Source organism: Cellulomonas pakistanensis, assembly GCF_016862755.1.
Lineage (GTDB): Bacteria > Actinomycetota > Actinomycetes > Actinomycetales > Cellulomonadaceae > Cellulomonas > Cellulomonas pakistanensis.
This window is the reverse complement of sequence record NZ_BONO01000028.1, coordinates 1-24,905: the sequence shown is the minus strand read 5'-3', so window position 1 is coordinate 24,905 and position 24,905 is coordinate 1. Positions and strand designations below refer to the sequence as shown.

The following is a 24,905-nucleotide window of genomic DNA, read 5'->3' as shown; positions in this document are numbered from 1 at the left end:
GGGTCACGATGTCACCCGATCTGCTCAAGACACCGCGAGGTCGGGCCGATAGGGGGAGCAAGACTTGGACCGTCAAGGGGGCACCGCAGTGAGCATCGAGCCGATCCGACGTGGCGCGGGACTCGCGCCGGGCGTCCCGGGTGCCCGGACCGGCGCCCTCGCCACCCAGCCGCGCCGCCCCGGCACGCAGGTGGTGACCCCGACCGGCACCGCGACCGACCCGCGCCGCCGCCCGCTCGGCCAGATGTGCGTCGTCGTCACCGAGCTCGCCGAGGGCGACGGCCAGACGCTCGTGCGCAACCTGCGCCGCCGCGGCTCCGGCCGCGTCATCCTGCTCGCCCGCCGCGCCGGGCGCCGCGACCTGGTGGGCCTGCTGACCGGCGGCCTGCGCGGCGCGGTCGCGACCGAGCCGAACGCCACCGTCGGCCAGCCGGGCGCGGCCCCGGGCGCCGTGCCCTCGCCGTTCGCGCGCACCCGCCCCGACCTGACCTCGCGCGAGCTCAGCGTGCTGCGGCTGGTCGCCGACGGGTTCAGCAACCGCGCCATCGGCGACGAGCTCGGCCTGTCCGCGCTCACGGTCAAGAGCCACCTCGCCCGGATCTCGCGCAAGCTCGGCACGGGCGACCGCGCCGCGCTGGTCGCCATCTCCATCCGCACCGGGCTGCTCGCCTGAGCGCCCGCCCCGCCCCGGACGCCGCGCCTGCGCGCCGCACCGGGGGCGGCGGCCCGACGGCCTACGGTTGTCCCATGCAGTCAGTCCCGCACCCGGCCGGTACCCCGGCCGAGGAGACCAGCGCCCCGGCCGGCGCCGACCGTTCCGCGGACGCCCCCGAGGCGCCCGCCGTCGTCCCCCTGACCGAGCCCGCCGAGGGCGTGCCCGCCGTCGTCGACACCCCCGAGGCGTTCGCCCGGGTCGTCGAGGCGTTCGGCGCCGGCACCGGCCCGGTGGCCGTCGACGCCGAGCGCGCGTCCGGCTACCGGTACGGCCAGCACAACTACCTGGTGCAGGTGCGCCGCGAGGGCGCGGGCACCGCGCTCATCGACCCGGTCGCCCTGCCCGACCTGTCGCCGCTGTCCGACGCCCTGGTCGGCGTCGAGTGGGTGCTGCACGCCGCGTCCCAGGACCTCGGCGCCCTCGCCGAGCAGGGCATGCGCCCGTCGCGCGTGTTCGACACGGAGCTCGGCGCCCGGCTGCTCGGGCTGGAGCGCGTCGGCCTGGCCGCCGTCGTCGCCGAGCTGCTCGGCCTCGGGCTCGCCAAGGAGCACTCGGCCGTCGACTGGTCGACCCGCCCGCTGCCCGAGCAGTGGCTCCGGTACGCCGCGCTCGACGTCGAGGTGCTGGTCGAGCTGCGCGAGGTGCTCGCCGAGCGGCTGGCCGTCGCCGGCAAGGCGCAGTGGGCCGCCGAGGAGTTCGAGGCCGTCCGCCTCGCAGGACCGCCCGTCCCGCGCGTCGAGCCGTGGCGCCGGGTGTCCGGCGTGCACGCCATCCGCGACCCGCGCCGGCTCGCCGTCGTCCGCTCGCTGTGGGAGACCCGCGACGAGAACGCCCGCCAGCGCGACATCTCCCCCGGCCGCGTGCTGCCCGACGCCGCGATCGTCGCCGCCGCGCAGGCGCTGCCGCGGTCCGTGCCGCAACTCGTCGCCCTGCCGCAGTTCTCGGGCAAGGGCACCCGGCGGCGCGCGGCGCTCTGGCAGCGCGCCATCGACGTCGGGCTCCAGCTGCCCGAGGACCAGCTGCCCAGCAGCCGCGGGCCGCGCACCGACGCCCCGCCGCCGCCGCGCGCCTGGACCGACCGCGACCCCGCCGCCGCGGCCCGGCTCACCGCCGCGCGCGCCGTCGTCGCCGAGCTGTCCGAGGCGCACACCGTGCCCGCCGAGAACCTGCTGCAGCCCGATCTGCTGCGCCGGGTGTGCTGGACCCCGCCGACCCCGGCCGACGAGGCGCACCTCGCCGAGCGCCTGGCGGCCGGCGGCGCGCGGCCGTGGCAGATCGGCCTCCTGGCCCCGCGCCTGGCGGAGGCGTTCGCCGCGGCGCCCACCCCGGCCTGACGCGGCGCCGCCGCGCCCGCGCCAACCGCGAGTGGGCACCGGACGCGTCGAGTGGGCATCCCCTGGTTGCCCACTCGACGCGTCCGCTGCCCACTCGACGACGGGGAGCGCCCGCTGCACCGCGGGCGTCCCCCAGGCGGCTGACCTGCGGCGCGCCGTCGTCCGGGCACCGCGACAGCGCGCAGCCGGGGCGTTAGGGTCGCCGGTGTTCCGACCGGACACCGTCGTCCCAGGGAGTGCCGCATGCGCCACGCCGCCACCGAGCCGTCTCCGTCGTCCGCCCCGCGCGACCCCGCCGCGCCCGGCACCCCCGCGCCCGGCACCGGCGCGCCAGACGGCCTGCCCGCGGAGGCCGACGACCACGTCCTGCGCGTGACGACCCGGGACGTCGAGCTGCCGGACGGCGCCGGCGTGCTGGCCCTGCTGACGCTCACCGCCACGGACGAGCGCCGCCCCACCACCCTCGGCCCGCGCGGCCTGGCGGTGCTCCGCGAGGCCCTGGGCGCCGTGCGGCGCCGCGCCGAGGCCGGCGAGGTCGCCGCCGTGGCCGTCACCGGACGCCCGGGCTGCTTCGTCGCGGGTGCGGACCTGTCCGTCGCCCGCCGCCTCGACGGCCTGCCGCAGACCCGCGCGCTCGCCGAGGCCGGGCACGCCGCGCTGCGGCCGCTCGGCGAGCTGCCGGTCCCGACGTTCGCCTGGCTGACCGGGCACGCGCTGGGCGGCGGCCTGGAGCTCGCGCTGCACTGCGACCACCGCGTCGCCGTCGCCGGGATCCGGTCGATCGGGCTGCCCGAGTCGTCGCTCGGCATCGTGCCGGGCTGGGGCGGCTGCTGGCTGCTCCCCCGCCTGGTCGGCCTGCCCGCGGCCGTCGACCTGGCGGTGCTGCGGCCGCTCGCGAACAACCGGCTGACCACGGCGGAGCAGGCCCTCGACCTGGGCCTGGTCGACACCGTGCTGCCCGCCGAGGGCTTCGAGCAGTCCGCGCTCGCCTGGACCGCGGGCGTGCTGCGCGCCGGGACCCCGGGCCGCCGCGGTGCCGCGGTGCCGGCGGTCCCCGAGGGCGAGCCGGACCCGGTCACCCGCGCCGCGGCGACCCTGGACGCCCGGCTGCACGGCGCCGCCCCGGCGTATGCGCACACGCTCGACCTGCTGGCCCGGGCGGGTGGACGGGACCGGGAGGCCGGCTTCCGCGCCGAGGACGACGCCCTGTCCCGCCTGCTCGCCTCCGACGAGGCCCGCGCCGCCCTGTACGCCGCCGAGCTCACCGGCCGGGGCGCCCGCCGCGCGGCGCGCGCCGAGGCGGACGACGCCGGGCCGCGCGAGGTCCGCCGGGTCGGCATCGTCGGCGCCGGCCTGATGGCGGCGCAGCTCGCGGTCCTGCTCGGCGGCCGGCTCGGCGTGCCGGTGGCCATGCGGGAGGTCGACGAGGAGCGCGCCGCCGCCGGCCGCGAGCGCGTCCGGGACCTGGTGGAGTCGGCGGTCGCCCGCGGCCGGATGCCGCAGGACGCCGGGCGCGCGCTGCTCGACGGCGTCCGGGTCGGCACGGACCTGGCCGACCTCGCCGACGCGGACCTCGTGATCGAGGCGGTCACCGAGGTGCTCGACGTGAAGCGCGCCGTGTTCGCGGAGCTCGAGACGCTCGTGCACCCCGACTGCGTGCTGGCCACCAACACCTCCGCGCTGTCGGTCGCCGCGATGGCCGAAGGGCTGGCGCACCCGGAGCGCGTGGTCGGGCTGCACTTCTTCAACCCGGTCGCGCAGATGCCGCTGGTCGAGGTCGTCGCCACGCCGTCGTCGGACCCGGCGTCCCTGGCGACGGCGGTCGACGTCGCGCGGCGCGCCGGCAAGACGGTCGTCCGCACCACCGACCGCCCCGGCTTCGTGGTGAACCGGGTCCTGCTGCGGATGCTCGCGGACGTGCTGGGCGCCGTCGAGGACGGCACGCCCGTCGAGGCCGCGGACACGGCGCTGCGCCCGCTCGGGCTGCCCATGAGCCCGTTCGCCCTGCTGCAGCTCGTCGGGCTGCCGGTCGCCCGGCACGTGCTGGTCACGCTGCACGACGAGCTCGGCGACCGCTACCCGCTGTCCCCCGGCCTGGACGCCCTCGTCGAGCAGGGCCGGTCCGTCGCCCGGCCGGGACCGGCCGGGCTGCCCCAGGTCGACCCGGGGATCCAGGACGCCTTCGGCGCACCGGCGGCGGCCGGCACGCGCGCCGAGCAGGAGCGGGCGGTGCTCGACCGCGTCGCGCGCGGGCTGGCCGAGGAGATCGGCTCGCTGCTCGACGAGGGCGTCGTGCCGTCCGCGGACCAGGTCGACCTGGCGATGCTGCTCGGCGCCGGCTGGCCCGCGCACCTCGGCGGGATCTGCCCGTGGCTCGACCGCACCGGGTGGTCCGAGCGCGTGCTGGGCCGCCGGCTGCTGCCGCCGGGCGTCGCCGACGCGGACGTGTCGGGGACCGCGGCGGTCTGACCGCACCGGGGCACGCTCAGAACACCGTCAGCCCGCGGCGAGGTACCGGTCGAGCGCCTCGCGGACGATCTGGCTGCGCGTCAACCCCTGCTGCTCGAGCCGCTCGATCGCGGCCTCCTGGGCTGGGCTGATCGTGACGTTCACTCGCGGCGACCGCACGCCCCTCCGGCCGGTGCCGCCGCCCACCCGCGGGCGACCGACCGACCGCTCCACGGCGGCCACGTCGATCCCAGCGGCCTCCAGCACGGAGCGCCCATACGCGGACGCGGCGTCGCCGGTGAGAACCTCGCGCGGCTCGCCCCAAGCAGACGGGTCCGCGGCGAACCCCGCCGCCCGCTCCGCGTCCTGCTCGCCCATCCGGCTCACTCCTCCTGGTACCCGACCCGAGCGCGGGTCGATTCCCGCAACCGCATCACGTGGAAGATCCACACCCGGTCCGGCGGCCTCACGTCGGCCAGCACCTCCAGAGTGCCGAACCGGCTCGGGCCGATGAACAACGTCGGAGCCGTCGGCCCGATCCGTGGCTCGCCGAACTCGCGGACCACCACGCGGGCGTGGGCCATGGCGTAGAGCGCCTCGTCGTGCGGGACGCCGTGCTCGTCGGCGCTCGCCGCCCACGTCACGCCCACGTCACTCTCGCATCCCACGGGGCATTGTGTCCACCACTAGTGGCCCATTCGACCGGTGTCGGTGAACACCGCGCGAGCCCTGCACGCTCAGAACACCGTCAGCCCGCGGTCCCGGAACTGCTGCCGGACCCGCGCCACGAGCTCCGGGCTCGGCGGCTCGGTGTCCGCGAGCTCGTAGGTCATGCCCAGGCCCTGCCACTTGTCCCGCCCCATCTGGTGGAACGGCAGCACCTCGACCCGGCTGACGGTCGACAGCGAGGCGACGTAGTCCGCGACGGCGTCCACGTTCTCCGGCGCGTCCGTGAGCCCGGGGACGAGCACGAACCGGATCCAGATCTCGGTCCCGGAGGCGGCGACCCGGCGACCGAAGTCGAGCGTCGGCTGCAGGTCCCGTCCGGTGGTCCGCCGGTAGGTCTCGGGGATGCCCGACTTCACGTCGAGCAGCACGAGGTCGATGTCGGCGAGCATCGCGTCCGAGCAGTGCGCGCCGAGGTAGCCGGAGGTGTCGATCGCGGTGTGCACACCGAGCTCCTTGGCCCCGCGCAGCAGCCGGGCGACGAACGCGGGCTGCATGAGCGGCTCGCCGCCGGAGATCGTCAGCCCGCCGCCGGTCACGCCGAACACCGGGACGTAGCGGCGGATGCGGCGCAGCAGCTCCTCGGCGAGCACCGGCTCGCCCCGGCGCATCTCCATGGTGTCGGGGTTGTGGCAGTACAGGCAGCGCAGCGGGCAGCCGGCCAGGAACGTCGTGAGCCGGGTGCCGGGCCCGTCGACCGCGGTGACGAGCTCCCAGGAGTGCAGCGACCCGAGCTCGCCGGCGCGCATCTGCGCGAACCGCTCGCTGCGCTCCGCGTCGCTCGTCGCGAGCCCCGCGGTGCCGGCCGTCGAGCGCTGGTGCGAGCCGCCCGTGACGGGCAGGCCCAGCTCGATGACGGGGGCGCCGCCCTCGCCGACGACGGACGGGCTGCTGCTCATGGTCGCGACCTCCTCGCGGGGTCCTGCTGGGGTCCTGCTGGGGTGGGGGCGGGGCCGTCCGGCCCGGGGCGATCCGCGCCCCGGGCCGGTCGGGTGTCAGACGCCGCCGTGGAACGTGCGGGACAGCACGTCGAGCTGCTGCTCGCGGGTGAGCCGGACGAAGTTCACCGCGTAGCCGGAGACCCGGATGGTGAGCTGCGGGTACTTCTCGGGGTGCTCCATGGCGTCCTCGAGGGTGTCCCGGTTGAGGACGTTGACGTTGAGGTGGTAGCCGGACGACACGTTGTACGCGTCCATGAGGCCCACCAGGTTCGCCACCTGCTCCTCCTTGGTGCGGCCGAGGCCCGAGGGCACGACCGTCGAGGTGAGCGAGATGCCGTCCATCGCCTCGGAGTACGGCAGCTTCGCGACCGACATCGCGGAGGCGAGCATGCCGTGCGAGTCGCGCCCGTTCATCGGGTTGGCGCCCGGGGCGAACGGCTCGCCGGCGCGGCGGCCGTCGGGGGTGTTGCCCGTGGCCTTGCCGTAGACGACGTTCGACGTGATGGTCAGCACCGACTGCGTGTGCAGCGAGTTCCGGTAGGTCTTGTGCTTCCGGATCTTCGCCATGAACGACTTCGTGATGGCCACCGCGATGTCGTCCGCGCGGTCGTCGTCGTTGCCGTACGTCGGGAAGTCGCCCTCGATGACGTAGTCCGTGACGAGGCCGTCCTCGTCGCGCACCGCCGTGACCTTCGCGTACCTGATCGCCGACAGCGAGTCCGCCACGACGGACAGCCCGGCGATGCCGCAGGCCATCGTCCGGAGGATCTGGCGGTCGTGCAGCGCCATCTCGAGCCGCTCGTACGCGTACTTGTCGTGCATGTAGTGCACGCAGTTGAGCGCGTCGACGTAGGTCTCCGCCAGCCACTCGAGCAGCTGGTCGTACTTGGCGGAGACGTCGTCGTAGTCGAGCACGTCGCCCTCGACCGGCGCGGACACCGGCGCGACCTGCTTGCCGGACACCTCGTCGCGGCCGCCGTTGATCGCGTACAGCAGGGCCTTGGCGATGTTGACCCGCGCGCCGAAGAACTGCATCTGCTTGCCGACCCGCATCGGGGACACGCAGCAGGCGATCGCCGCGTCGTCGCCCCAGGACGTCCGGATCAGGTCGTCCGACTCGTACTGGATCGCGGAGGTGTCGATCGAGACCTGCGCGCAGTACTTCTTGAAGCCCTCGGGCAGCCGGTTGCTCCACAGCACGGTGAGGTTCGGCTCGGGCGCCGGGCCGATGTTGTACAGCGTCTGCAGGAACCGGAACGACGACTTCGTGACGAGCGGCCGCCCGTCCTCGCCGATGCCGGCGATCGACTCGGTGACCCAGGTCGGGTCGCCGGAGAACAGCGCGTCGTACTCGGGGGTGCGCAGGAAGCGCACGATGCGCAGCTTGATGACGAAGTCGTCGATCAGCTCCTGCGCCTGCTCCTCGGTGAGGCGGCCGGCCTCGAGGTCGCGCTGCAGGTAGACGTCGAGGAAGGTCGAGGTGCGGCCCAGCGACATCGCCGCGCCGTTCTGCTCCTTCACCGCGCCCAGGTAGGCGAAGTACAGCCACTGGATCGCCTCGCGGGCGGTGGTCGCCGGCCCGGAGATGTCGTAGCCGTAGGTCGCAGCCATCTGCTTGAGCTCGACGAGCGCGCGGATCTGCTCCGCGTTCTCCTCGCGGTCGCGGATGACGTCCTCGACCGACGGCTCCATGTCCAGCTCGTGCCGCTCGAGCCGCTTGGCCTCGATCAGCGCGTCCACGCCGTACAGCGCCACGCGGCGGTAGTCGCCGATGATGCGGCCGCGGCCGTAGGCGTCCGGCAGGCCGGTGATGAGGTGCGACGAGCGGGCGGCGCGGACGTTCGGGGGGTACACGTCGAAGACGCCGTCGTTGTGCGTCTTGCGGTACGTGGTGAAGATCTTCGCGACGTCGGGGTCGACGTCGTAGCCGTAGGTCTCGAGGCTCTTCTCGACCATGCGCCACCCGCCGTTGGGGATCATGGCGCGCTTGAGCGGGGCGTCGGTCTGCAGGCCGACGATGAGCTCGTTCTCCTGGTCGATGTAGCCGGCCGGGTGCGAGACGATCGTCGACGGGGTGCGGTTGTCGATGTCGTGGACGCCCTTGGCGCGCTCCTCCGGGAACATCGCGCTGAGCCTCGCCCAGATGCCGGTGGTGCGCTCGGTCGGCCCGGCGAGGAAGTCCGCCTCGCCGGTGTACGGCGTGTAGTTGCGCTGGATGAAGTCGCGGACGTCGATCCCGTCACACCAGGGTCCGGTGACGAAACCGTCCCAGGCCGGCGCGGTGGCGTCGGTCCCGGTGGGGGGTACTGCGGTGGTGGACATCTGCTGCTCCCTCGCTGAGTGCGTCGTACTGGCGACGCTATTCACGAGGTCATGGGATGTCTTGGGACGGAGGTCCCCCGCCCTCGTCAGGGGCGCGGACCGGCCCCGTGACGGTGCTCACGTCCCGGACGGACGTCCCGTCAGGCGGTCGCGCCGAGCGCCGCCAGCACGTCCCGCGCGACGTCGGGCGCGGTCAGCCGCAGGCCGGTCAGCAGCTCGTCCCGGCTCGCGTGCTCGAGGTACCGCCGCGGCACGCCGAACGCCTGCACCGGCGTCGCGATCCCCGCGTCGCGGGCGCGCAGCCCGACGGCCGACCCGATGCCGCCCTCGCGGACGCCGTCCTCCAGCGTGACCGCGTGGTCGTGCTCCCCCACCAGCTTCACGAGCGCCGCGGGCACCGGCAGCACCCAGCGCGGGTCGACCACGGTCACCGCGAGCCCGTGCTGCGCCAGCAGCTCGCCCAGCGCGAGCGCGGTGCGCACCATCGCGCCGATCCCGCACACCAGCACCGAGCGCGCGCCGTCCGGGCCGGCGTGCCGGGCGAGCACGTCGACGCCGTCCGCGTCGTCCACCGCGGGCAGCGGCTCGGTGAGCGCGCCCTTGGGGTACCGGACGACCGTCGGGGCGTCGTCGACGTCGACCGCCGCGCGCAGCGCCGCCCGCAGCGTGTCCTCGTCGCGGGGCGCGGCCAGCCGGAGCCCCGGGACCACGCCCAGCACCGCCATGTCCCACACGCCGTTGTGCGACGGCCCGTCGTCACCGGTGAGCCCGGCGCGGTCGAGCACGAACGTCACGCCCGCCCGGTGCAGGCCCACGTCCATCAGCACCTGGTCGAACGCGCGGTTGAGGAACGTCGCGTACACCGCGACCACCGGGTGCAGGCCGGCGAACGCCATGCCCGCGGCGGTGGTCACGGCGTGCTGCTCCGCGATCCCGACGTCGAAGGTCCGGTCCGGGAACGCCTCCGCGAACGGCGCCAGCCCGACCGGCTGCAGCATCGCCGCCGTGATCGCCACGACGTCCGGCCGGCGGCGGCCGATTCGCACGACCTCGTCCGCGAACACGCCGGTCCAGCCGAACCGGGACGGCGCCACCGGTAGCCCGGTCTCCGGGTGGATCTGCCCCACCGCGTGGAACCGGTCGGCGACGTCCTGCTCGGCCGGGGTGTAGCCGCGGCCCTTCTCGGTGATGACGTGCACGATCACCGGGCCGCCGAACGACCGCGCCCGGCGCAGCGCGAACTCCACCGCCGCCTCGTCGTGGCCGTCGACCGGCCCGACGTACTTGAGGCCGAGGTCCTCGAACATGCCCTGCGGGGCGACGGCGTCCTTGATGCCCTTCTTCAGCCCGTGCAGCGCGTCGTAGGCCGCGCGGCCGGGCGGCCCGGAGCGGCGCAGCGCCTGGCGCCCCCAGGACAGGACGGTCTCGTAGCCGCGCGTCGTGCGCAGGGCGTCGAGGTGCAGCGCCAGCCCGCCGATCGTCGGGGCGTAGGACCGGCCGTTGTCGTTGACGACGACGACGAGCCGCCGGTCGGCCCCGTCGGCGATGTTGTTCAGCGCCTCCCAGGCCATGCCGCCGGTGAGGGCGCCGTCGCCGACGACCGCGACCACGTGCCGGTCGCCGCGTCGGCCCAGGGCGTTGGCCCGGGCGATGCCGTCCGCCCAGGACAGCGCCGTGGACGCGTGCGAGTTCTCGACCACGTCGTGCGGGGACTCCGCGCGGCTCGGGTAGCCGGACAGGCCGCCGCTCCGGCGCAGCCGGCCGAAGTCCTGCCGGCCGGTCAGCAGCTTGTGCACGTAGGCCTGGTGGCCCGTGTCGAACACCAGCGTGTCCCGCGGGGAGTCGAACACCCGGTGCAGCGCGATCGTCAGCTCGACGACGCCGAGGTTCGGTCCGAGGTGGCCGCCCGTCCGGGACACCTGGTCGACCAGGTAGCGGCGGATCTCCGCGGCCAGCGCCCGGACCTGGCCGGGCGAGAGCGCACGGACGTCGGCCGGTGACCCGATCCGGTCCAGCAGCCCCATGTCCTCACCGCCCGTCGCCGTCGTCCGCGCGGCCCGCGCACGAGGACCCCACCCTACGGGGCGGGGTCGCCGCGGACGCGGGCGACGTGCCCGCGAGCCGCGACGACCCCGGGGAGATCCCGTGCCGGACCCGGTCAGCCCCGGACCCGCACCTCGACGTCCGCCTCGGCGTCGACGTCCGTCGACCCGTCCGCGCCGACCCGCACCGCCAGCGGCCGCCCGCCGAGGCGCAGCCCGCGCACCGACACCGCGCCCAGCGGCGACGGCACCGGCGGCGCGACGTCCAGCCGGCCACCCGGGACGTCCGGGTCGAGGCCCAGGGCCGCCCCCAGCACCGACACCGCCGCCGCGGCCGACCAGGCCTGCGGGCGGCAGGCCGCCGGGTACGGCACCGCGCGCGGGACCGTGCCGCGGGCGTCGCCGCCGTACAGCTCGGGCAGCCGCTGGTCGAAGTCCTGCGCGGCCGCGAGCAGCCCCTCGGCGAGCGCCGCCGCCTCCCGGGCGTGCCCCGCCCGGGCCAGCCCCTGCACGACGATCGCGGTGTCGTGCGGCCACACCGCCCCGCCGTGGTACCGCAGCGGCCAGTAGCCGGCAGACCCCGTCGACATGGTGCGCAGGCCGTACCCGGAGTCCATGTCGGGGTCGACCAGCCGCGCCGCGACCGTCGCCTCCTCCTCCGCGGACAGGATGCCCGTGCCCAGCAGGTGGCCGATGTTCGACGTCACGGTGTCGACGACCCGCTTGTCCGCGTCCAGCGCGATGCCGGGGTACGCGCCGCGCTCGTCCGCGGTCCAGAACGCCGCGCGGAACCGCTCGGCCAGCGCCGCCGCCCACGCGCGCCACCGGTCGCCGCCCGGGCGCCCGAACGCGTCGAGCAGCGCCGCGCCGGCGACCGCCGCCTCGTGCGCGTAGCCCTGCACCTCGGCGAGCGCGATGGGGCCCGTGGCCAGCCCGCCGGCCCGCCACTGCACGGAGTCGCCGGAGTCCTTCCAGCCCTGGTTCGCCAGGCCGGTGCCGAGCTCGTCGACGTACTCGAGGAACCCGTCGCCGTCGGAGTCGCCGTGGTCCGCCATCCAGGCCAGGGCGCGCTCCATCGCCGGCAGCAGCGCCTCGACCTCGTCGGCCGGCATGCCCCAGCGCCAGGCGTCGTGCAGCAGGCAGACCCACAGCGGCGTCGCGTCGACCGTGCCGTAGTACACCGGCGGCAGCACCATGCCCTCGCCCGGCATCGACAGCTCGGCCCGGCGGACCTCGTGCAGGATCTTGCCGGGCTGCTCGGCGGTCGCCGGCTCGAGCTTGGTGCCCTGCAGGGTCGCGAGCGTCCGCAGCGTGCCGGCCGCCAGCTCCGTGCCCAGGGGCAGCAGCATCCGCGCGGCCCAGATCGAGTCGCGGCCGAACAGCGTGAAGAACCACGGCGCCCCGGCGGCCAGGAACACGTCGTCGGGCGCGAACCGCGCGCTCAGCCGCAGCGTGCCGAGGTCCGCGAGCGCCTGGTCCAGCAGCGCGGGCAGCCGGCGGTCGGCGGCCTCGACCTCCAGCGGCGACCACTCGGGCTCCGCGCGCCGGGGCGCCGTCACCGGCCCGCCCGCGTCGGTGACCGCCAGCGTCCAGGCGACGTCGACCGGCGCGCCGGACGCGGCCGTCACCTCCCAGGCGAGCCGCACCGTGCCGTCCGCGTCGACCGCGACCTCCGCCCCCGGGGCCGTGAGCACCGCCGCGACGTCGGCGTCGGCCCGCCAGCGCGCGCCGTCGGCGGCGGGCTCGGCGACCGGCGCCGCCCCGGCCGCCGCCCCCGACTTGATCCGGTCCATCGGCGTCCCGTCGGGGCGCAGGGCGACCTCGAGGCGCGCCGCCACGGGGTCCGCTGTCGAGCAGGACAGCGTCAGCGACTCCGTCACGCGGCCCGGCGCGACCTCGCGCAGCCGCTCCAGGCGGGCGGTCGGGTCGGGGCCGGGGCCGTCGACCGACCGGGCGAGCAGCACCGTCCGGGCGCGTCCGGGGCCGTCCGCGCCGGAGGCGACCGCCTCGGGGGCCGCGCCGCCCACCGTCAGGCGCGCACCGGACAGCACCCGGACGTCGCCGTGGTAGACGCCCTGGGCGCCGCGGCCGTCGGCCAGGCCGATCTGGCCGTCGGCGTCCGACCACGCCTGCGTGGGGGCGCAGACCGCGACCAGCAGGTCGTGCAGCAGGGGCTGGAGCTCCATGGGTACCTCGTCGTTCGTGGGGCGGGGTCGGGCGGGCGGGGCGTCGGCGCGGCCGCCGAGACCGGATCGTGATCCCCGGCGACCCGCCCCGGCTTGACAGGCCCGGGGGCGCTGGCAACTCTAGGGGCATCCGTTTGAGCGTTCCAATCGCAACTTGGAACGATCATATGCACGACGACCGCCGCGAGGGAGCGACCGTGGACGCCACGACCAGGCCGACGCTGGAGAGCGTCGCCCAGCGCGCCGGCGTGTCCCGCCAGACCGTCTCGAACGTGCTCAACGCCCCGCACCTCGTGCGGGCCGAGACCACCGACCGGGTGCGCGCGGCGATCGACGCGCTCGGGTACCGGCCGTCCTCCGCGGCGCGCCAGCTCCGCACCGGGCGGTCCCGCGTGCTCGGCCTGCGGCTCGAGCCCGTGCACGACGGCATCAACGGCGCCGTGCTCGACCGGTTCCTGCACGCGCTCACCGAGAGCGCGCAGGCCCGCGGCTACCGCGTCATGCTGTTCACCGCCCCCGACGACGACCGGGAGATCGCGCAGTACGGCGAGCTCCTCGACACCGCCGACCTCGACGCGTTCGTGCTGACCAGCACGCACCGGGACGACCGGCGCGCCGCCTGGCTCGCCGAGCGCGACGTCCCGTTCGTGACGTTCGGCCGGCCGTGGGACCCCCCGGGCGACGACCGTCCCGCCCACCCGTGGGTGGACGTCGACGGCGCCGCCGGCACCCGCGCGGCCGTCGACCACCTGCGCCGCCTCGGCCACGAGCGGATCGCCTACCTCGGCTGGCCGGACGGCTCCGACGTCGGCGAGGACCGCGCGTCCGGCTGGGCCGCGGCCATGGTCGACGCGGGCCACGACGGCGGGCTGCTGCGCCGGCTGCACGCCCGCGTCCCGGACGGCGTCGCCGCCGGCGCCCAGGCCACCGAGCGCGTCCTCGCGGACGCGTCCCCCACCGCCGTCGTGTGCGCGTCCGACTCGCTGGCGCTCGGCGCCCTCACGGTCGCCCGGACCCACGGCACGTCGCTGGCCGTCGTCGGGTTCGACGACACCCCCGTCGCCGCCGCCGTCGGCCTCACGTCGGTGGCGCAGCCGCTCACCGAGGCCGCCCACCGCACGCTCGACCTCCTGCTCGACCAGCTCGACGGCACCGGCGGCACCCGCAGCCGCGAGGTCCTGCTGGCCCCGCACCTGGTCGAGCGCGCGTCCAGCCGCACCCCCTGAACCAGCCGCACCCCGCTCCACCCTCGAAGGAGAGTCCCCCGATGCACACCATCCCCACCCGAGGAAAGCGCCTGCTGGCGTCCGTCGCCGCCACCGGCGCGGGCCTCCTGGTCCTCACCGCCTGCGGCGGGTCCGGCTTCGACGACGAGGGCGGCGACGCCGCGACGTCGGGCGGCGGCGGCGGCTCGCTGAGCATCCTCATCGGCTCGTCCGGCGACGCCGAGACCGACGCCGTCGAGGCGGCCGTCGCGGCCTGGTCCGAGGAGTCCGGCGTGGACGCGACCGTGCAGGTCGCCTCCGACCTCACCCAGGAGCTCAGCCAGGGCTTCGCGTCCGGCGAGCCGGCCGACGTGTTCTACGTCAGCGCCGACCAGTTCCAGAGCTACGCCGCGAACGGGTCGCTGCACCCCTACGGCTCCGAGCTCGATGACGCGGACGACTTCTACCCGTCGCTCGTCGAGCAGTTCACCTACGAGGACGAGCTCGTCTGCGCGCCCAAGGACTTCTCCACGCTCGGCCTCGTCATCAACACCGCCGCGTGGGAGGCCGCCGGGCTCGCCGACGACGACGTCCCGACCACCTGGGACGAGCTGACCGAGGTCGCCGGGACGCTGACGACCGACGACCAGGTCGGCCTCGGCTTCTCCGGCGAGTACGCCCGCGTCGGCGCGTTCCTCGCCCAGGCCGGCGGCACGCTGGTCGACGCCGACGGCACCGAGGCGACGGCCGACTCCCCGGAGAACGTCGAGGGCCTCACCTACGTCCAGGAGCTGCTCGCGTCCGGCTCCGCCGCGTACGCCACCGAGCTCGGCACGGGCTGGGGCGGCGAGGCGTTCGGCACCGGCGCCGCCGCGATGACCATCGAGGGCAACTGGATCACCGGCGCGATGGAGAACGACTACCCCGACGTCGAGTACCGCGTCGTCGAGCTCCCCGCCGGTCCCGCGGGGCAGGGCACCCTGCAGTTCACGAACTGCTGGGGCGTCGCCGCAGACTCCGCGAACCAGTCCGACGCCGTCGACCTGGTCCGGCACCTGACCAGCACCGACCAGCAGCTCGCGTTCGCCGAGGCGTTCGGCGTCATGCCGTCCGTGCAGTCGGCCGCCGACGGCTGGAAGGAGCTGTTCCCGGAGATGACCGCGTTCATCGACTCGGCCGACTTCGCGCAGAACGTCGTCAACGCCCGCGGCGCCGCGGACGTGATCACCGACTTCAACGCCCAGCTCGAGGGCCTGGAGAACGGCGACCCGGCCGCCATCCTCGGCTCGGTGCAGACGAACCTCCAGGCCGTCCTCGACGAGAACGCGTCCTGACCACGATGACCGCTGTGCCCGCGACGGCGCAGCCGCGCCGACGCGAGCGTCGCGGCCCCGGGTCCGCCCGGGGCCGCGAGGCCGCGTCGGGGTGGCTGTTCCTCGCCCCGATGCTCGTGATCCTCGGGCTGTTCCTCGTCGTCCCCGTGCTCATGGCGCTGTGGGTCAGCCTGTCCGACTGGACGGGGCGCGGCAGCCCCCTGTCCTCCGACGTCGGCTTCGTCGGCCTCGACAACTACGAGAGCCTGCTGCTCGGCGGCGGCCTGGCGACGCAGGACTTCGGCACGGCCATGCGCAACAACGCGTACTACGTCCTGCTCGTCGTCCCGCTGCAGACCGCGCTCTCGCTGTTCCTCGCGACGATGGTGAACCGGGCCGCCCTGCGCGGGAAGGGGTTCTTCCGGACCGCGTTCTACTTCCCGTCCGTGACGTCGTCGGTGGCCATCACGGTGCTGTGGCTCTTCCTGTTCTCGGCCTCGGGCACCATCAACGCGGTCCTGGCGAAGCTGTCGATCACGGGGCCGAACTGGTTCAACGACCCCCAGGGCGTGCTCCACCTGCTGCTCGGGACGGTGGGCGTCGACGCGGCGCCGGCGTTCCTGGCGCAGCACGGCTTCCTCGGCATCCCGCTGTGGGAGTGGGCCGCCGGGCCGTCCGTCGCGATGACCGCGTTCGTCCTGCTGGCGATCTTCACGACGTCCGGGACGTTCATGCTGCTGTTCCTCGCCGCGCTCCAGGCCGTGTCCCACGAGGTCGAGGAGGCCGCCACCATGGACGGCGCGAACGCCCGGCAGCGGTTCTTCCGGGTCACGCTGCCGATGCTGCGGCCGACCGTGTTCACCGTCGTGACGCTCGGGCTCATCGGCACGTGGCAGGTGTTCGACCAGATCTACACCGGCACCCAGGGCGGCCCGGCGAAGACCACGCTGACCCCGGCGTACCTGTCGTACACCGCCGCGTTCCAGAACAACCAGTGGGGTCGCGGCGCCGCGATCGCGTTCGTGCTGTTCGCGATCATCGTGCTGCTCACCGTCCTGCAGCGGGTCGTGCTGCGCGAGCGCGACGTGCCCCGCCGCAAGCGGTTCCACCGGGACCCGCCGGCTCCCCTGGCGGCCGTCGCCGGCGCCGTCGGGACGACCGGCGGACCGGGCGCGGGTGCGACCACCTCGACGACGACCGGGAGCGACCGATGACCGCCGCCACCGTGAGCCCGCGGACCCGGGGCGGCGCGGGCGGGCCCGGGGACGGCGGCCGCGCGGCGGCCCGGCCCCGCCGCAGCCGCCGCCGCATGCTCGCCACGTCGTTCACCTACGCCGTGCTCGTCGTGCTCGCGATCCTGTACGTCTACCCGTTCCTCATCCAGGTCGCGACGTCGTTCAAGACCGACGCCGACGCGGCGCAGAACGCGATCTCGCTGCTCCCGCAGACCTGGTCGACCGCGGCCTACGAGCGGCTGTTCCTGCGCTCGGACTTCCCGCTGTGGTTCCGGAACTCGGTGGTCGTCACCGTGGTGGTGACGGTCGGGCGCGTGTTCATCAACTCGCTCGCCGGCTACGCGCTCGCGCGGCTGCGGTTCCGGGGCCGCGCGCTCGTGTTCGCCGGGCTCGTCGCGGTCATGGCCGTGCCGAACGTCGTGCTGCTCATCCCGAAGTTCCTCGTGATCAAGCAGGTCGGCATCTACAACTCGTTCGCGGGCCTGATCATCCCGCTGCTCGCGGACGCCGCCGGCATCTTCATCATGAAGAACTTCTTCGAGTCGATCCCGCGGTCGGTCGAGGAGGCCGCCCGGATGGACGGCGCCGGCACGTTCCGGGTGTTCTGGTCCGTCGTCCTGCCGATGGCCCGGCCCGCCCTCGTCACCATCGTCATCCTGTCCTTCCAGGGGTCGTGGAACGAGCTGTCGCACTTCATCGTCGCGTCGCAGGACCCGCAGCTCGTCACGCTGACCAAGGGCGTCGCGCAGCTCGCGTCCGGGCAGCTGTCCCAGGGGACGCAGTACCCGCTGAAGCTGGCCGCGGCGGCGATCATGACCATCCCGGTCGCCGTCCTGTTCTTCGTGTTCCAGAAGCGGATCATGAACCAGAGCGCCGGCGCCGTGAAGGAGTAGTGCGGGGGCCGCGGGGTCCCGGTGCGGGATCCCCCGGTCCGCGGTGGGGGCCGCGCGGTGCCGGGTAGCATCAGGCGGAAAGGGGAACACACCTATGCGCTTCCTGCCCGGGCACCAGCCCTCGTCCGACCTCACCTACGGCGACGTCTTCCTCGTCCCGTCCCGCTCCGAGGTCGCCTCCCGCTTCGACGTCGACCTGGCGGCGACCGACGGCACCGGCACCACGATCCCGGTCGTCGTCGCGAACATGACCGCCGTGGCCGGCCGCCGGATGGCCGAGACCGTCGCGCGTCGCGGCGGCCTCGCGGTCCTGCCGCAGGACGTGCCGACCGACGTCGTCGCCGACGTGGTCGCGTCCGTCAAGGCCAAGCACCCGGTGGTCGAGAGCGCGGTCGTCGTCTCCCCGCAGGACACGGTGCACACCGCGCTCACCCTCATCGGCAAGCGCGCGCACGGCGCCGCGGTCGTCGTCGAGGGCGACCGGCCCGTCGGCGTCGTCACCCCCGCCGACTGCGAGGGCGTCGACCGGTTCACCCAGATCGCCGACGTCATGTCCGGCGACCCGACGACCGTCGAGCTCGCCGTCGTCGAGTCCGGCGGCGTCGCGGGGCTGGAGACCGCGTTCGAGCGGCTGCACGGCTCCCGCCGCAAGTTCTCCCCCGTCGTCCGCGACGGCCGGCTCGTCGGCGTGCTGACCCAGGTCGGCGCGCTCCGGTCCTCGATCTACGCCCCCGCGCTCGACGCGCAGGGCCGGCTCCGCGTCGCCGCGGCCGTCGGCGTGAACGGCGACGTCAAGGGCAAGGCCGCCGCGCTGATCGACGCCGAGGTGGACGTCCTCGTCGTCGACACCGCGCACGGCCACCAGCGCAAGATGCTCGACGCCCTCGAGGCCGTGCGGTCGCTCGACCCGCGGGTCCCGGTCGTCGCCGGCAACGTGGTCACGGCCGAGGGCACCCGCGACCTCATCGCCGCGGGCGCCGACATCGTCAAGGTCGGCGTCGGCCCCGGCGCCATGTGCACCACGCGCATGATGACCGCCGTCGGGCGCCCGCAGTTCTCCGCCGTCCTCGAGTGCGCCGCCGCCGCCCGCGAGCTCGGCAAGCACGTCTGGGCCGACGGCGGCGTGCGGCACCCCCGCGACGTCGCGCTCGCGCTCGCCGCCGGCGCCTCGCAGGTCATGGTCGGGTCCTGGTTCGCCGGCACGCACGAGTCGCCCGGCGACCTGCACGCCGACGGCACCGGCCGGCTGTACAAGGAGAGCTTCGGCATGGCGTCCGCCCGCGCCGTCGCCGCCCGCACCCGCGGCGGGTCCGCGTTCGACCGCGCGCGCAAGGCGCTGTACGAGGAGGGCATCTCGTCCTCGCGCATGTACCTCGACCCGGAGCGCCCCGGCGTGGAGGACCTGATCGACCGGATCACCTCCGGCGTGCGGTCCTCCTGCACGTACGTCGGCGCGACCTCGCTGGACGAGTTCGCCGAGCGCGCCGTCGTCGGGATCCAGTCCGCCGCCGGGTACGACGAGGGCCGGCCGCTGCCCGACGGGTGGTGACCGGGCCCGGCGCGGCCGGGCCTGGTCCGACCGCGGCCGGCGCTCCCGGGTCCCGCGTGCCCGCCCCCGCTGCCCGCCGCGCACCGTCGCGGCGGGCAGCGGCTAGGGTCGGCCCGTGACCCAGCCGCGTCCCGTCCTCGTCCTCACGCACGTCGCGCACGAGGGGCCGGGCCTCGTGGCCCGCGCCCTGGACGGCCTGCCGATCACGACGCGCACCGTGCTGGACGACCCGGAGCCGCGGCTGCCCGCCGTCGCCGACCTGGCGGGACTCGTGGTCATGGGTGGGCCCATGGACGCGGACGACGACGCCGGACACCCCGGGCTGGTGGCCGAGCGCCGGCTGCTCGCCGAGGCCGTCGACGCCGGCGTTCCCACGCTCGGCGTGTGCCTCGGCATGCAGCTGCTCGCCCTCGCGCTGGGCGCGCCGCTGCACCGGCGGCACGGCACGGAGATCGGGTTCGCCCCGGTCGACGTGGTGGCGCACGACCCGCTGCTGGCGCCCGCCGGCCCGCGGCCGACCGTGCTGCACTGGCACTCCGACGCCGTCGACCTGCCCGCCGGGGCGACGCTGCTCGCGTCCACGACCACGACGCCGGTGCAGGCGTTCCGCGCGGGGTCCGCGGTCGGCACGCAGTTCCACCTCGAGGTCGACGCCGGCGTGCTCGACCTGTGGCTGTCGACGCCGCAGATGGTCGCCGACCTCGAGCCCGGCGAGGCCGACGCGATCCGGCTCGGCTCCCGGCAGCACCTCGCCGCGCTCCGGCCGGGCGCCGACCTGGGCCTGGCGTCGTTCGCCGACGCCGTGCGGGAGCGCGCGTGACGGCGGCGCGGGCACGGGCGCGCGCCGCCGGCCGGTCGGGGCGCGCGTGACCGCCGGTCCCGGCCCGTCCGCCGCAGGCGCGCTCGCCGACCTCCTCGCGCTGTGCGCCGAGCGCCCGGTCTGGGAGCCGCACCCGGAACGCGCCTTCGACGACCCGCCACCCGGGCGCGCCGCCCCGCACGCCCGCCCGGTCCGGCGCTCCGCGGTGCTGGTGCTGTTCGGCGTGCTCGACGACGCCGCGGCCCGCACGGACCACCCGGCCGTGGCCGCGGACCTCGACGTGCTGCTCACCCGCCGCTCCCCCACGCTCAGCCACCACCCGGGCCAGGTGTCGTTCCCCGGCGGCGGCATCGACCCCGCCGACGCCGGCCCCGAGGCGGCCGCGCTGCGCGAGGCGCAGGAGGAGACCGGGCTCGACCCCTCCGGGGTCCGGGTGCTCGGCACGCTCCCGCCGCTGCCGGTCACCGTCAGCCGGAACCTGGTCACGCCCGTCGTGGGCTGGTGGGACCGGCCGTCCGCCGTCGCGGCGACCGACCCCGCCGAGACGGTCGACGTGTTCCGCGTCCCGGTCGCCGACCTGGTCGACCCCGGCCGGCGGGTGACGACCGTGCTGCGGCACGCCGGGCACGAGTGGCGCGGCCCGGCGTTCGACGCCGACGGCGTGCTGGTGTGGGGCTTCACCGCGTTCATCCTCGACCGGCTGCTCGACTCGGTCGGCTGGGCGGTGCCGTGGGACGCGACGCGGACGGTGCCCGCGCCGGTCTGACGGGCGCGGGCGGCCGTCTGACCGGCGCGGGAGCCGGTCTGACGGGCGCGGGCATCGGGGCCGGGGGACGTCCCGGCCGCCTCGCCGCGCGCGCCGCGCCGGCCGCGCTCGCCGGATCGGGCCGCGTCCCGGAATCGCCCCCTGAGGGGCTGGTCAACGGCGGTCGTAACGATACGATCGGTGCTGCGGCGCGACCCGGGAGCACACCGGACAGGGCGCCGCGTCCCCTCGTGCGACCCGTCCCCACCCCTCCCTGCCCCGGAGCACTCTCGTCATGGCCAAGGTCCTGACCGCCGGCAGCCCCTGGCGCGTCATCCTCGTGTTCGCCGTCCCCCTGCTGGTGGGCAACGTCGTCCAGCAGCTCTACCACGTCGCCGACGCCGTCGTCGTCGGCCGCCACCTCGGCGTGGCCTCGCTCGCCGCCGTCGGCGCGACGGGCAGCCTGCTGTTCCTGCTGCTCGGGTTCGCCTGGGGCATGACCTCCGGCTTCGCGATCCCGACGGCGCAGGCGTTCGGCGCCCGCGACGCCGCCGCCGTCCGGCGCTCCGTCGCCGCCGGGACGATCCTCACCGGTGCCACGAGCGTGGTGCTGACCGTGGCCGCGCCGCTGCTGTCCGGGCCGGCGCTGGCCCTCCTCCGGACGCCCGAGGCGCTGATGGCCGAGGCGACGACGTTCGCGCAGGTCAGCTTCCTCGGCGCCGGCGCGACCATGTTCTTCAACTTCCTGGCGGCGGTCATCCGCGCGATCGGCGACTCCCGCACGCCGCTGTGGTTCCTCACGGTCGCGTGCGTGCTCAACGTCGTCCTGGTCGTGCTGATGGTCGGGCCGATGGGCCTCGGCGTCGCGGGCGCCGCCCTGGCCACCGTCGTGTCGCAGGCGCTGTCGGTGGTCCTCTGCCTCGAGTACGTGCGCCGGCGCATCCCGGTGCTGCACGTGCGCCGCGCGGACTGGCGGGTGCCCCGCCCCGAGCTCGTCGAGCACCTGCGGCTGGGCCTGCCGATGGGGTTCCAGGCGTCGATCATCGCGATCGGGACGCTGGCCGTGCAGGTCCGCCTCAACACGCTCGGCGCGGACGCGGTCGCCGCGTACACGACCGCGGCCCGCGTGGACGGCCTGGCGGTGGCCCTGCTCCAGTCGCTCGGCCTCGCGGTGTCGATGTTCGTCGCCCAGAACCTCGGCGGCGGCCGCCCCGACCGGATCCGGCAGGGCGTCGTGCAGGCCACGTGGCTGGCGGTGGCGGGCTCGGCGGTCCTCGGCGTGGTGCTGGTCGCGTCCGGCACCTGGCTGGTCCGGCTGTTCGTCGGGCACGGCGCCGCGGACGTCGTCGAGCTCGCGACCCAGTTCCTGCACGTCAACGCCGCGCTCTACGCGATCCTCGGCGTCCTGTTCGTGCTCCGCGGCGCCCTGCAGGGCCTCGGGCACACCGGCGTCCCGACGCTGACCGGCGTCATCGAGCTGGCGATGCGCGTCGGCGCCGCGGTCGTGCTGGGGGCCGCCTTCGGGTTCCTCGGGGTGGTCTGGGGCAACCCGCTCGCCTGGCTCGGTGCGGTCGTGCTGCTCGTCCCCGCCTACCTCCGGGCGCACCGCGCGCTGGGACGGCAGCCGATCGCGCCGCTCGACCGCGTCGAGGCGACCCCGGTGCCCGTGCCCGTCGAGGGCCCCACCGACGGGTCGATGGTCGTCGACGCCGTCGTGCCGCTCCCCGCCGACGACGCGGCGCTGCAGGCGCGGGACGCCGCCCGGGCGACCTAGGCTGCGGCGCATGCACGAGTTCCTCGCGGGCGCCCGCCTGCTGGTCGGCGGCTGGGGCTGGTGGCGCCGCCGTCCCGGCGCCATGGCGCGCGGCCTCATCCCGGCGGCGATCGTCGGCGCCCTGGTCCTGACCGCGCTGGTGGTCCTGGTGCTCCAGCTCGACACCGTCGGCGAGTGGCTGACCCCGTTCGCGGACGGCTGGTCGCCCGGCTGGGAGCGCGCCGCCGAGCTCGCCGCGCAGGGCGTCGTGCTGGTGGCCGCGGTGGTGCTCGTCGTGGTGACGTTCACCGCCCTGACCCTGGCCGTCGGCGAGCCGTTCTACGACCGCATCTGGCGCGCCGTCGAGCAGGACACCACGGGGACCGTCCCGGACGGCTCCACCGGGGTGTGGCGCGGCGCGGCCGACGGCGTGGCCCTGGTCGCCCGGGGCCTGGTGGCCGCGGTGATCGCCGGCGCGCTCGGGCTGGTGCCGGTCGTCGGGACCGTGCTCGGCTGGCTGACCGGCGTCCTGCTCACCGGGTGGGTGCTCGCGCACGAGCTCTCGTCCCGCGCCCTGGTCGCGCGCGGCCTGTCCCGGCGCGAGCGGAACGTCCTGCTGCGGGCCCACCGGGCGCGCGCCCTCGGGTTCGGCGTCGCGACGCAGCTGTGCTTCCTCGTGCCCGGCGGCGCCGTCGCGACGATGCCTGCCGCGGTGGCCGGGTCGACGCTGCTGGCGCAGTCGGTGCTGCCGCGTGGCGCGGCGCCGGCCGGGGCCGGGACCGGGCCTGGCGCCGGGGCCGCGGTGGCCGGTCCTCCCCGCGCGCCGGGTCCGCGCGCCGCAGGTCCGACCACGGGCGGTCTTCCCGCGGCGGGCCCGCGCGCAGCCGGATCCTCCACCGCCGGGGACCTACCCGGGACCTGACGCGCGGACGGACCCCGCGCGGCCGTGTACCGTCGTCGGTCCTGCAGGCCCGGCGCCCGGGGGTGGCCTGCCGACACCGAGGGGAACCGCCGTGCCCGTGAAGCCGCCCGCCGAGGTCGACCTGACGGCCGACCTGGTACGCGCGCTGCTCGCGGACCAGCACCCCGACCTCGCCGCGCTCCCCCTCCGGCTCCTCGCGCACGGGTGGGACAACGCGACGTTCCGGCTCGGCGACGACCTCGCCGTGCGGCTGCCGCGCCGGGCGGCCGCCGCGCACCTGGTCGAGCACGAGCAGCGCTGGCTCCCGACGCTCGCCGCGCTGTGCCCTGTCCCGGTGCCGGCGCCGGTGCGGGTCGGACGGGCGGGGCCACGGTTCGGCTGGTCGTGGAGCGTGGTGCCGTGGATCCCGGGCGAGCACAGCGCCGACGTCGCCGTGCCCGCCCGGACGCCGTGGGCACCGGAGCTCGCCGAGGCGCTGAGCGCCCTGCACGTCGTCGCGCCGGCGGGCGCCCCGGTCAACCCGGTCCGCGGCGGTGCGCTCGCCGGGCGGTCTGCCACCCTGCTCGGCCGGCTGGACGCAGGGCACCTCGAGGCCGCGCTGCCGGGTGCCCGGGACCGCTGGCTCGCGCTGTGGCACGACGCCCTGGGCGCGCCGGCGTGGCCCGGCCCCCCGATCTGGGTGCACGGCGACCCGCACCCCGCGAACCTCGTCGTGCGCGGCGGACGGCTCGCCGGGCTGCTCGACTTCGGCGACGTCACCGCGGGCGACCCGGCGTGCGACCTCGCGACGGCGTGGCTGACATTCGACCATCGCGGCCGCGCCGCCTTCCGCGCGCGCGCGGACGCGCAGGCCGACGCCCGGGGCACCGTCGACCGCGGACGCTGGCGGCGCGCGGCCGGGTGGGCGCTCGTGATGGCGTCGGCGATGGTGACGCACGGCGAGGACGACCCGGTGATCGCCGCGATCGGCCGGCACGCGCTCGGGCAGCTGGCCGCCGACCGCGCCTGACGCGGCGCCCTCGCTCCAGTGCTACCGCGCGGGTGGAGCCTCCGACTCCCCGGGACCAACGCCCGGGTTCGGATCCGCCGACGCCGGGGCGGTCGTGGCGAGCTACGTCGAGGACCACGGGCATGATGGGCGCATGGCCGAGTCCCCGAAGACCGTCCCCACCGACGCGAACGTCGACGCGTTCCTGGAGCAGGTCGCGCCCGCACGCCGGCGCCGGGACGCCGAGCGGGCGCGCGACCTGTTCGCGCGGGTCACCGGCGAGGAGCCCGTGCTGTGGGGACCGTCGATCGTCGGGTTCGGCAGCGTGCACTACCGGTACGCGACCGGCCGCGAGGGCGACTGGCCGCCGGTGGCGTTCTCGCCGCGCAAGGCCGCGCTGACCCTCTACCTCATGGACGGCGTCGAGCCGCACGTCGACGACCTCGACGAGCTCGGCGCCCACACCACCGGCGTGGGCTGCCTGTACGTCAAGGACCTCGAGGCGGTGGACATGGCGGTGCTGGAGCGCATCGTCGCGCGCTCGTGGGCGAACCGCGGGCAGAACCCCCGCGACTGACCCGACCGCCCGCAACCGACCCGGCAGTCCGGGACCGCCTCGAACGCCCGCGACCGCCCCGACCGCCCCGACCGCCCGGGACCGCCTCGAACGCCTGCGCGCAGACCGCGGCGAGCGACCACCGCGCGGTCCGAGGACGCCGAGATGGCACCTCTCGGCTGTGCCGGCGCGCTCGGAGGCAGCCGAGAGCT

General features: G+C 75.9%; 20 protein-coding genes. 14 read left to right on the top strand and 6 right to left on the bottom strand.

Annotated features, from left to right (window positions below):
- Positions 1-88 precede the first annotated feature (88 nt).
- From Cpa01nite_RS18915 to Cpa01nite_RS15905, 3 genes are all read left to right on the top strand, one after another.
- Positions 89-673 carry a helix-turn-helix transcriptional regulator gene (locus Cpa01nite_RS18915; protein ID WP_275406266.1) on the top strand — a complete coding sequence of 195 codons (585 nt, stop codon included), beginning with the start codon at positions 89-91 and terminating at the stop codon, positions 671-673.
- A gap of 74 nt (positions 674-747) precedes the next feature.
- Entirely contained in the window at positions 748-2,049 is a 1,302-nt protein-coding gene (locus Cpa01nite_RS15910; protein WP_203669737.1) for an HRDC domain-containing protein, read from the top strand.
- Between the two features lie 243 nt (positions 2,050-2,292).
- A complete protein-coding gene (locus Cpa01nite_RS15905) occupies positions 2,293-4,518 on the top strand; it encodes a 3-hydroxyacyl-CoA dehydrogenase NAD-binding domain-containing protein (protein WP_203669736.1) in 2,226 nt (741 codons plus the stop codon).
- Positions 4,519-4,545: 27 nt separating this feature from the next.
- Here the strand turns inward: Cpa01nite_RS15905 and Cpa01nite_RS15900 are convergent, their stop codons facing one another.
- From Cpa01nite_RS15900 to Cpa01nite_RS15875, 6 genes are all read right to left on the bottom strand, one after another.
- Positions 4,546-4,875, bottom strand: coding sequence for a ribbon-helix-helix domain-containing protein (locus tag Cpa01nite_RS15900; RefSeq protein WP_203669735.1), 330 nt, complete (start codon positions 4,873-4,875; stop codon positions 4,546-4,548).
- A 5-nt stretch (positions 4,876-4,880) separates the two neighbouring features.
- The gene (locus Cpa01nite_RS15895) at positions 4,881-5,165 is read right to left on the bottom strand and encodes a hypothetical protein (RefSeq protein WP_203669734.1); all 285 of its coding nucleotides are present in this window, start codon (positions 5,163-5,165) and stop codon (positions 4,881-4,883) included.
- 69 nt (positions 5,166-5,234) lie between these two features.
- Complete coding sequence (gene pflA / locus Cpa01nite_RS15890; protein ID WP_203669733.1) at positions 5,235-6,122, bottom strand: pyruvate formate-lyase-activating protein; 888 nt, start codon at positions 6,120-6,122, stop codon at positions 5,235-5,237.
- Between the two features lie 96 nt (positions 6,123-6,218).
- The gene (pflB, locus tag Cpa01nite_RS15885; protein WP_203669732.1) at positions 6,219-8,486 is read right to left on the bottom strand and encodes a formate C-acetyltransferase; all 2,268 of its coding nucleotides are present in this window, start codon (positions 8,484-8,486) and stop codon (positions 6,219-6,221) included.
- A gap of 140 nt (positions 8,487-8,626) precedes the next feature.
- Positions 8,627-10,510, bottom strand: coding sequence for a 1-deoxy-D-xylulose-5-phosphate synthase (gene dxs / locus Cpa01nite_RS15880; protein ID WP_203669731.1), 1,884 nt, complete (start codon positions 10,508-10,510; stop codon positions 8,627-8,629).
- 134 nt (positions 10,511-10,644) lie between these two features.
- On the bottom strand, positions 10,645-12,714 hold the full coding sequence (locus Cpa01nite_RS15875) for a glycogen debranching N-terminal domain-containing protein (RefSeq protein WP_203669730.1): 2,070 nt from the start codon (positions 12,712-12,714) through the stop codon (positions 10,645-10,647).
- Between the two features lie 197 nt (positions 12,715-12,911).
- Between Cpa01nite_RS15875 and Cpa01nite_RS15870 the strand changes: the two genes are divergently transcribed.
- From Cpa01nite_RS15870 to Cpa01nite_RS15820, 11 genes are all read left to right on the top strand, one after another.
- On the top strand, positions 12,912-13,940 hold the full coding sequence (locus Cpa01nite_RS15870) for a LacI family DNA-binding transcriptional regulator (protein WP_239068842.1): 1,029 nt from the start codon (positions 12,912-12,914) through the stop codon (positions 13,938-13,940).
- Positions 13,941-13,981: 41 nt separating this feature from the next.
- Positions 13,982-15,253: a sugar ABC transporter substrate-binding protein gene (locus Cpa01nite_RS15865; RefSeq protein ID WP_203669727.1), complete on the top strand. Its 1,272-nt coding sequence runs from the start codon at positions 13,982-13,984 to the stop codon at positions 15,251-15,253.
- 5 nt (positions 15,254-15,258) lie between these two features.
- Positions 15,259-16,446 (top strand): carbohydrate ABC transporter permease, encoded by a 1,188-nt coding sequence (locus Cpa01nite_RS15860; RefSeq protein WP_203669726.1) that lies wholly within the window; start codon positions 15,259-15,261, stop codon positions 16,444-16,446.
- A gap of 95 nt (positions 16,447-16,541) precedes the next feature.
- Positions 16,542-17,360, top strand: a complete 819-nt coding sequence (locus Cpa01nite_RS15855) for a carbohydrate ABC transporter permease (protein WP_239068843.1) — start codon at positions 16,542-16,544, stop codon at positions 17,358-17,360.
- A gap of 94 nt (positions 17,361-17,454) precedes the next feature.
- The gene (locus Cpa01nite_RS15850; RefSeq protein WP_203669724.1) at positions 17,455-18,909 is read left to right on the top strand and encodes a GuaB1 family IMP dehydrogenase-related protein; all 1,455 of its coding nucleotides are present in this window, start codon (positions 17,455-17,457) and stop codon (positions 18,907-18,909) included.
- Between the two features lie 115 nt (positions 18,910-19,024).
- A complete protein-coding gene (locus tag Cpa01nite_RS15845) occupies positions 19,025-19,729 on the top strand; it encodes a type 1 glutamine amidotransferase (protein ID WP_203669723.1) in 705 nt (234 codons plus the stop codon).
- Between the two features lie 46 nt (positions 19,730-19,775).
- Positions 19,776-20,495: an NUDIX hydrolase gene (locus Cpa01nite_RS15840; protein ID WP_203669722.1), complete on the top strand. Its 720-nt coding sequence runs from the start codon at positions 19,776-19,778 to the stop codon at positions 20,493-20,495.
- A 274-nt stretch (positions 20,496-20,769) separates the two neighbouring features.
- Positions 20,770-22,248 carry an MATE family efflux transporter gene (locus Cpa01nite_RS15835; RefSeq protein WP_203669721.1) on the top strand — a complete coding sequence of 493 codons (1,479 nt, stop codon included), beginning with the start codon at positions 20,770-20,772 and terminating at the stop codon, positions 22,246-22,248.
- 10 nt (positions 22,249-22,258) lie between these two features.
- Positions 22,259-23,149 carry an EI24 domain-containing protein gene (locus Cpa01nite_RS15830; RefSeq protein ID WP_203669720.1) on the top strand — a complete coding sequence of 297 codons (891 nt, stop codon included), beginning with the start codon at positions 22,259-22,261 and terminating at the stop codon, positions 23,147-23,149.
- A 91-nt stretch (positions 23,150-23,240) separates the two neighbouring features.
- Complete coding sequence (locus Cpa01nite_RS15825; RefSeq protein WP_203669719.1) at positions 23,241-24,158, top strand: aminoglycoside phosphotransferase family protein; 918 nt, start codon at positions 23,241-23,243, stop codon at positions 24,156-24,158.
- A gap of 133 nt (positions 24,159-24,291) precedes the next feature.
- Positions 24,292-24,714, top strand: coding sequence for a DUF1801 domain-containing protein (locus Cpa01nite_RS15820; protein ID WP_203669718.1), 423 nt, complete (start codon positions 24,292-24,294; stop codon positions 24,712-24,714).
- The last annotated feature ends 191 nt before the right edge of the window (positions 24,715-24,905 follow it).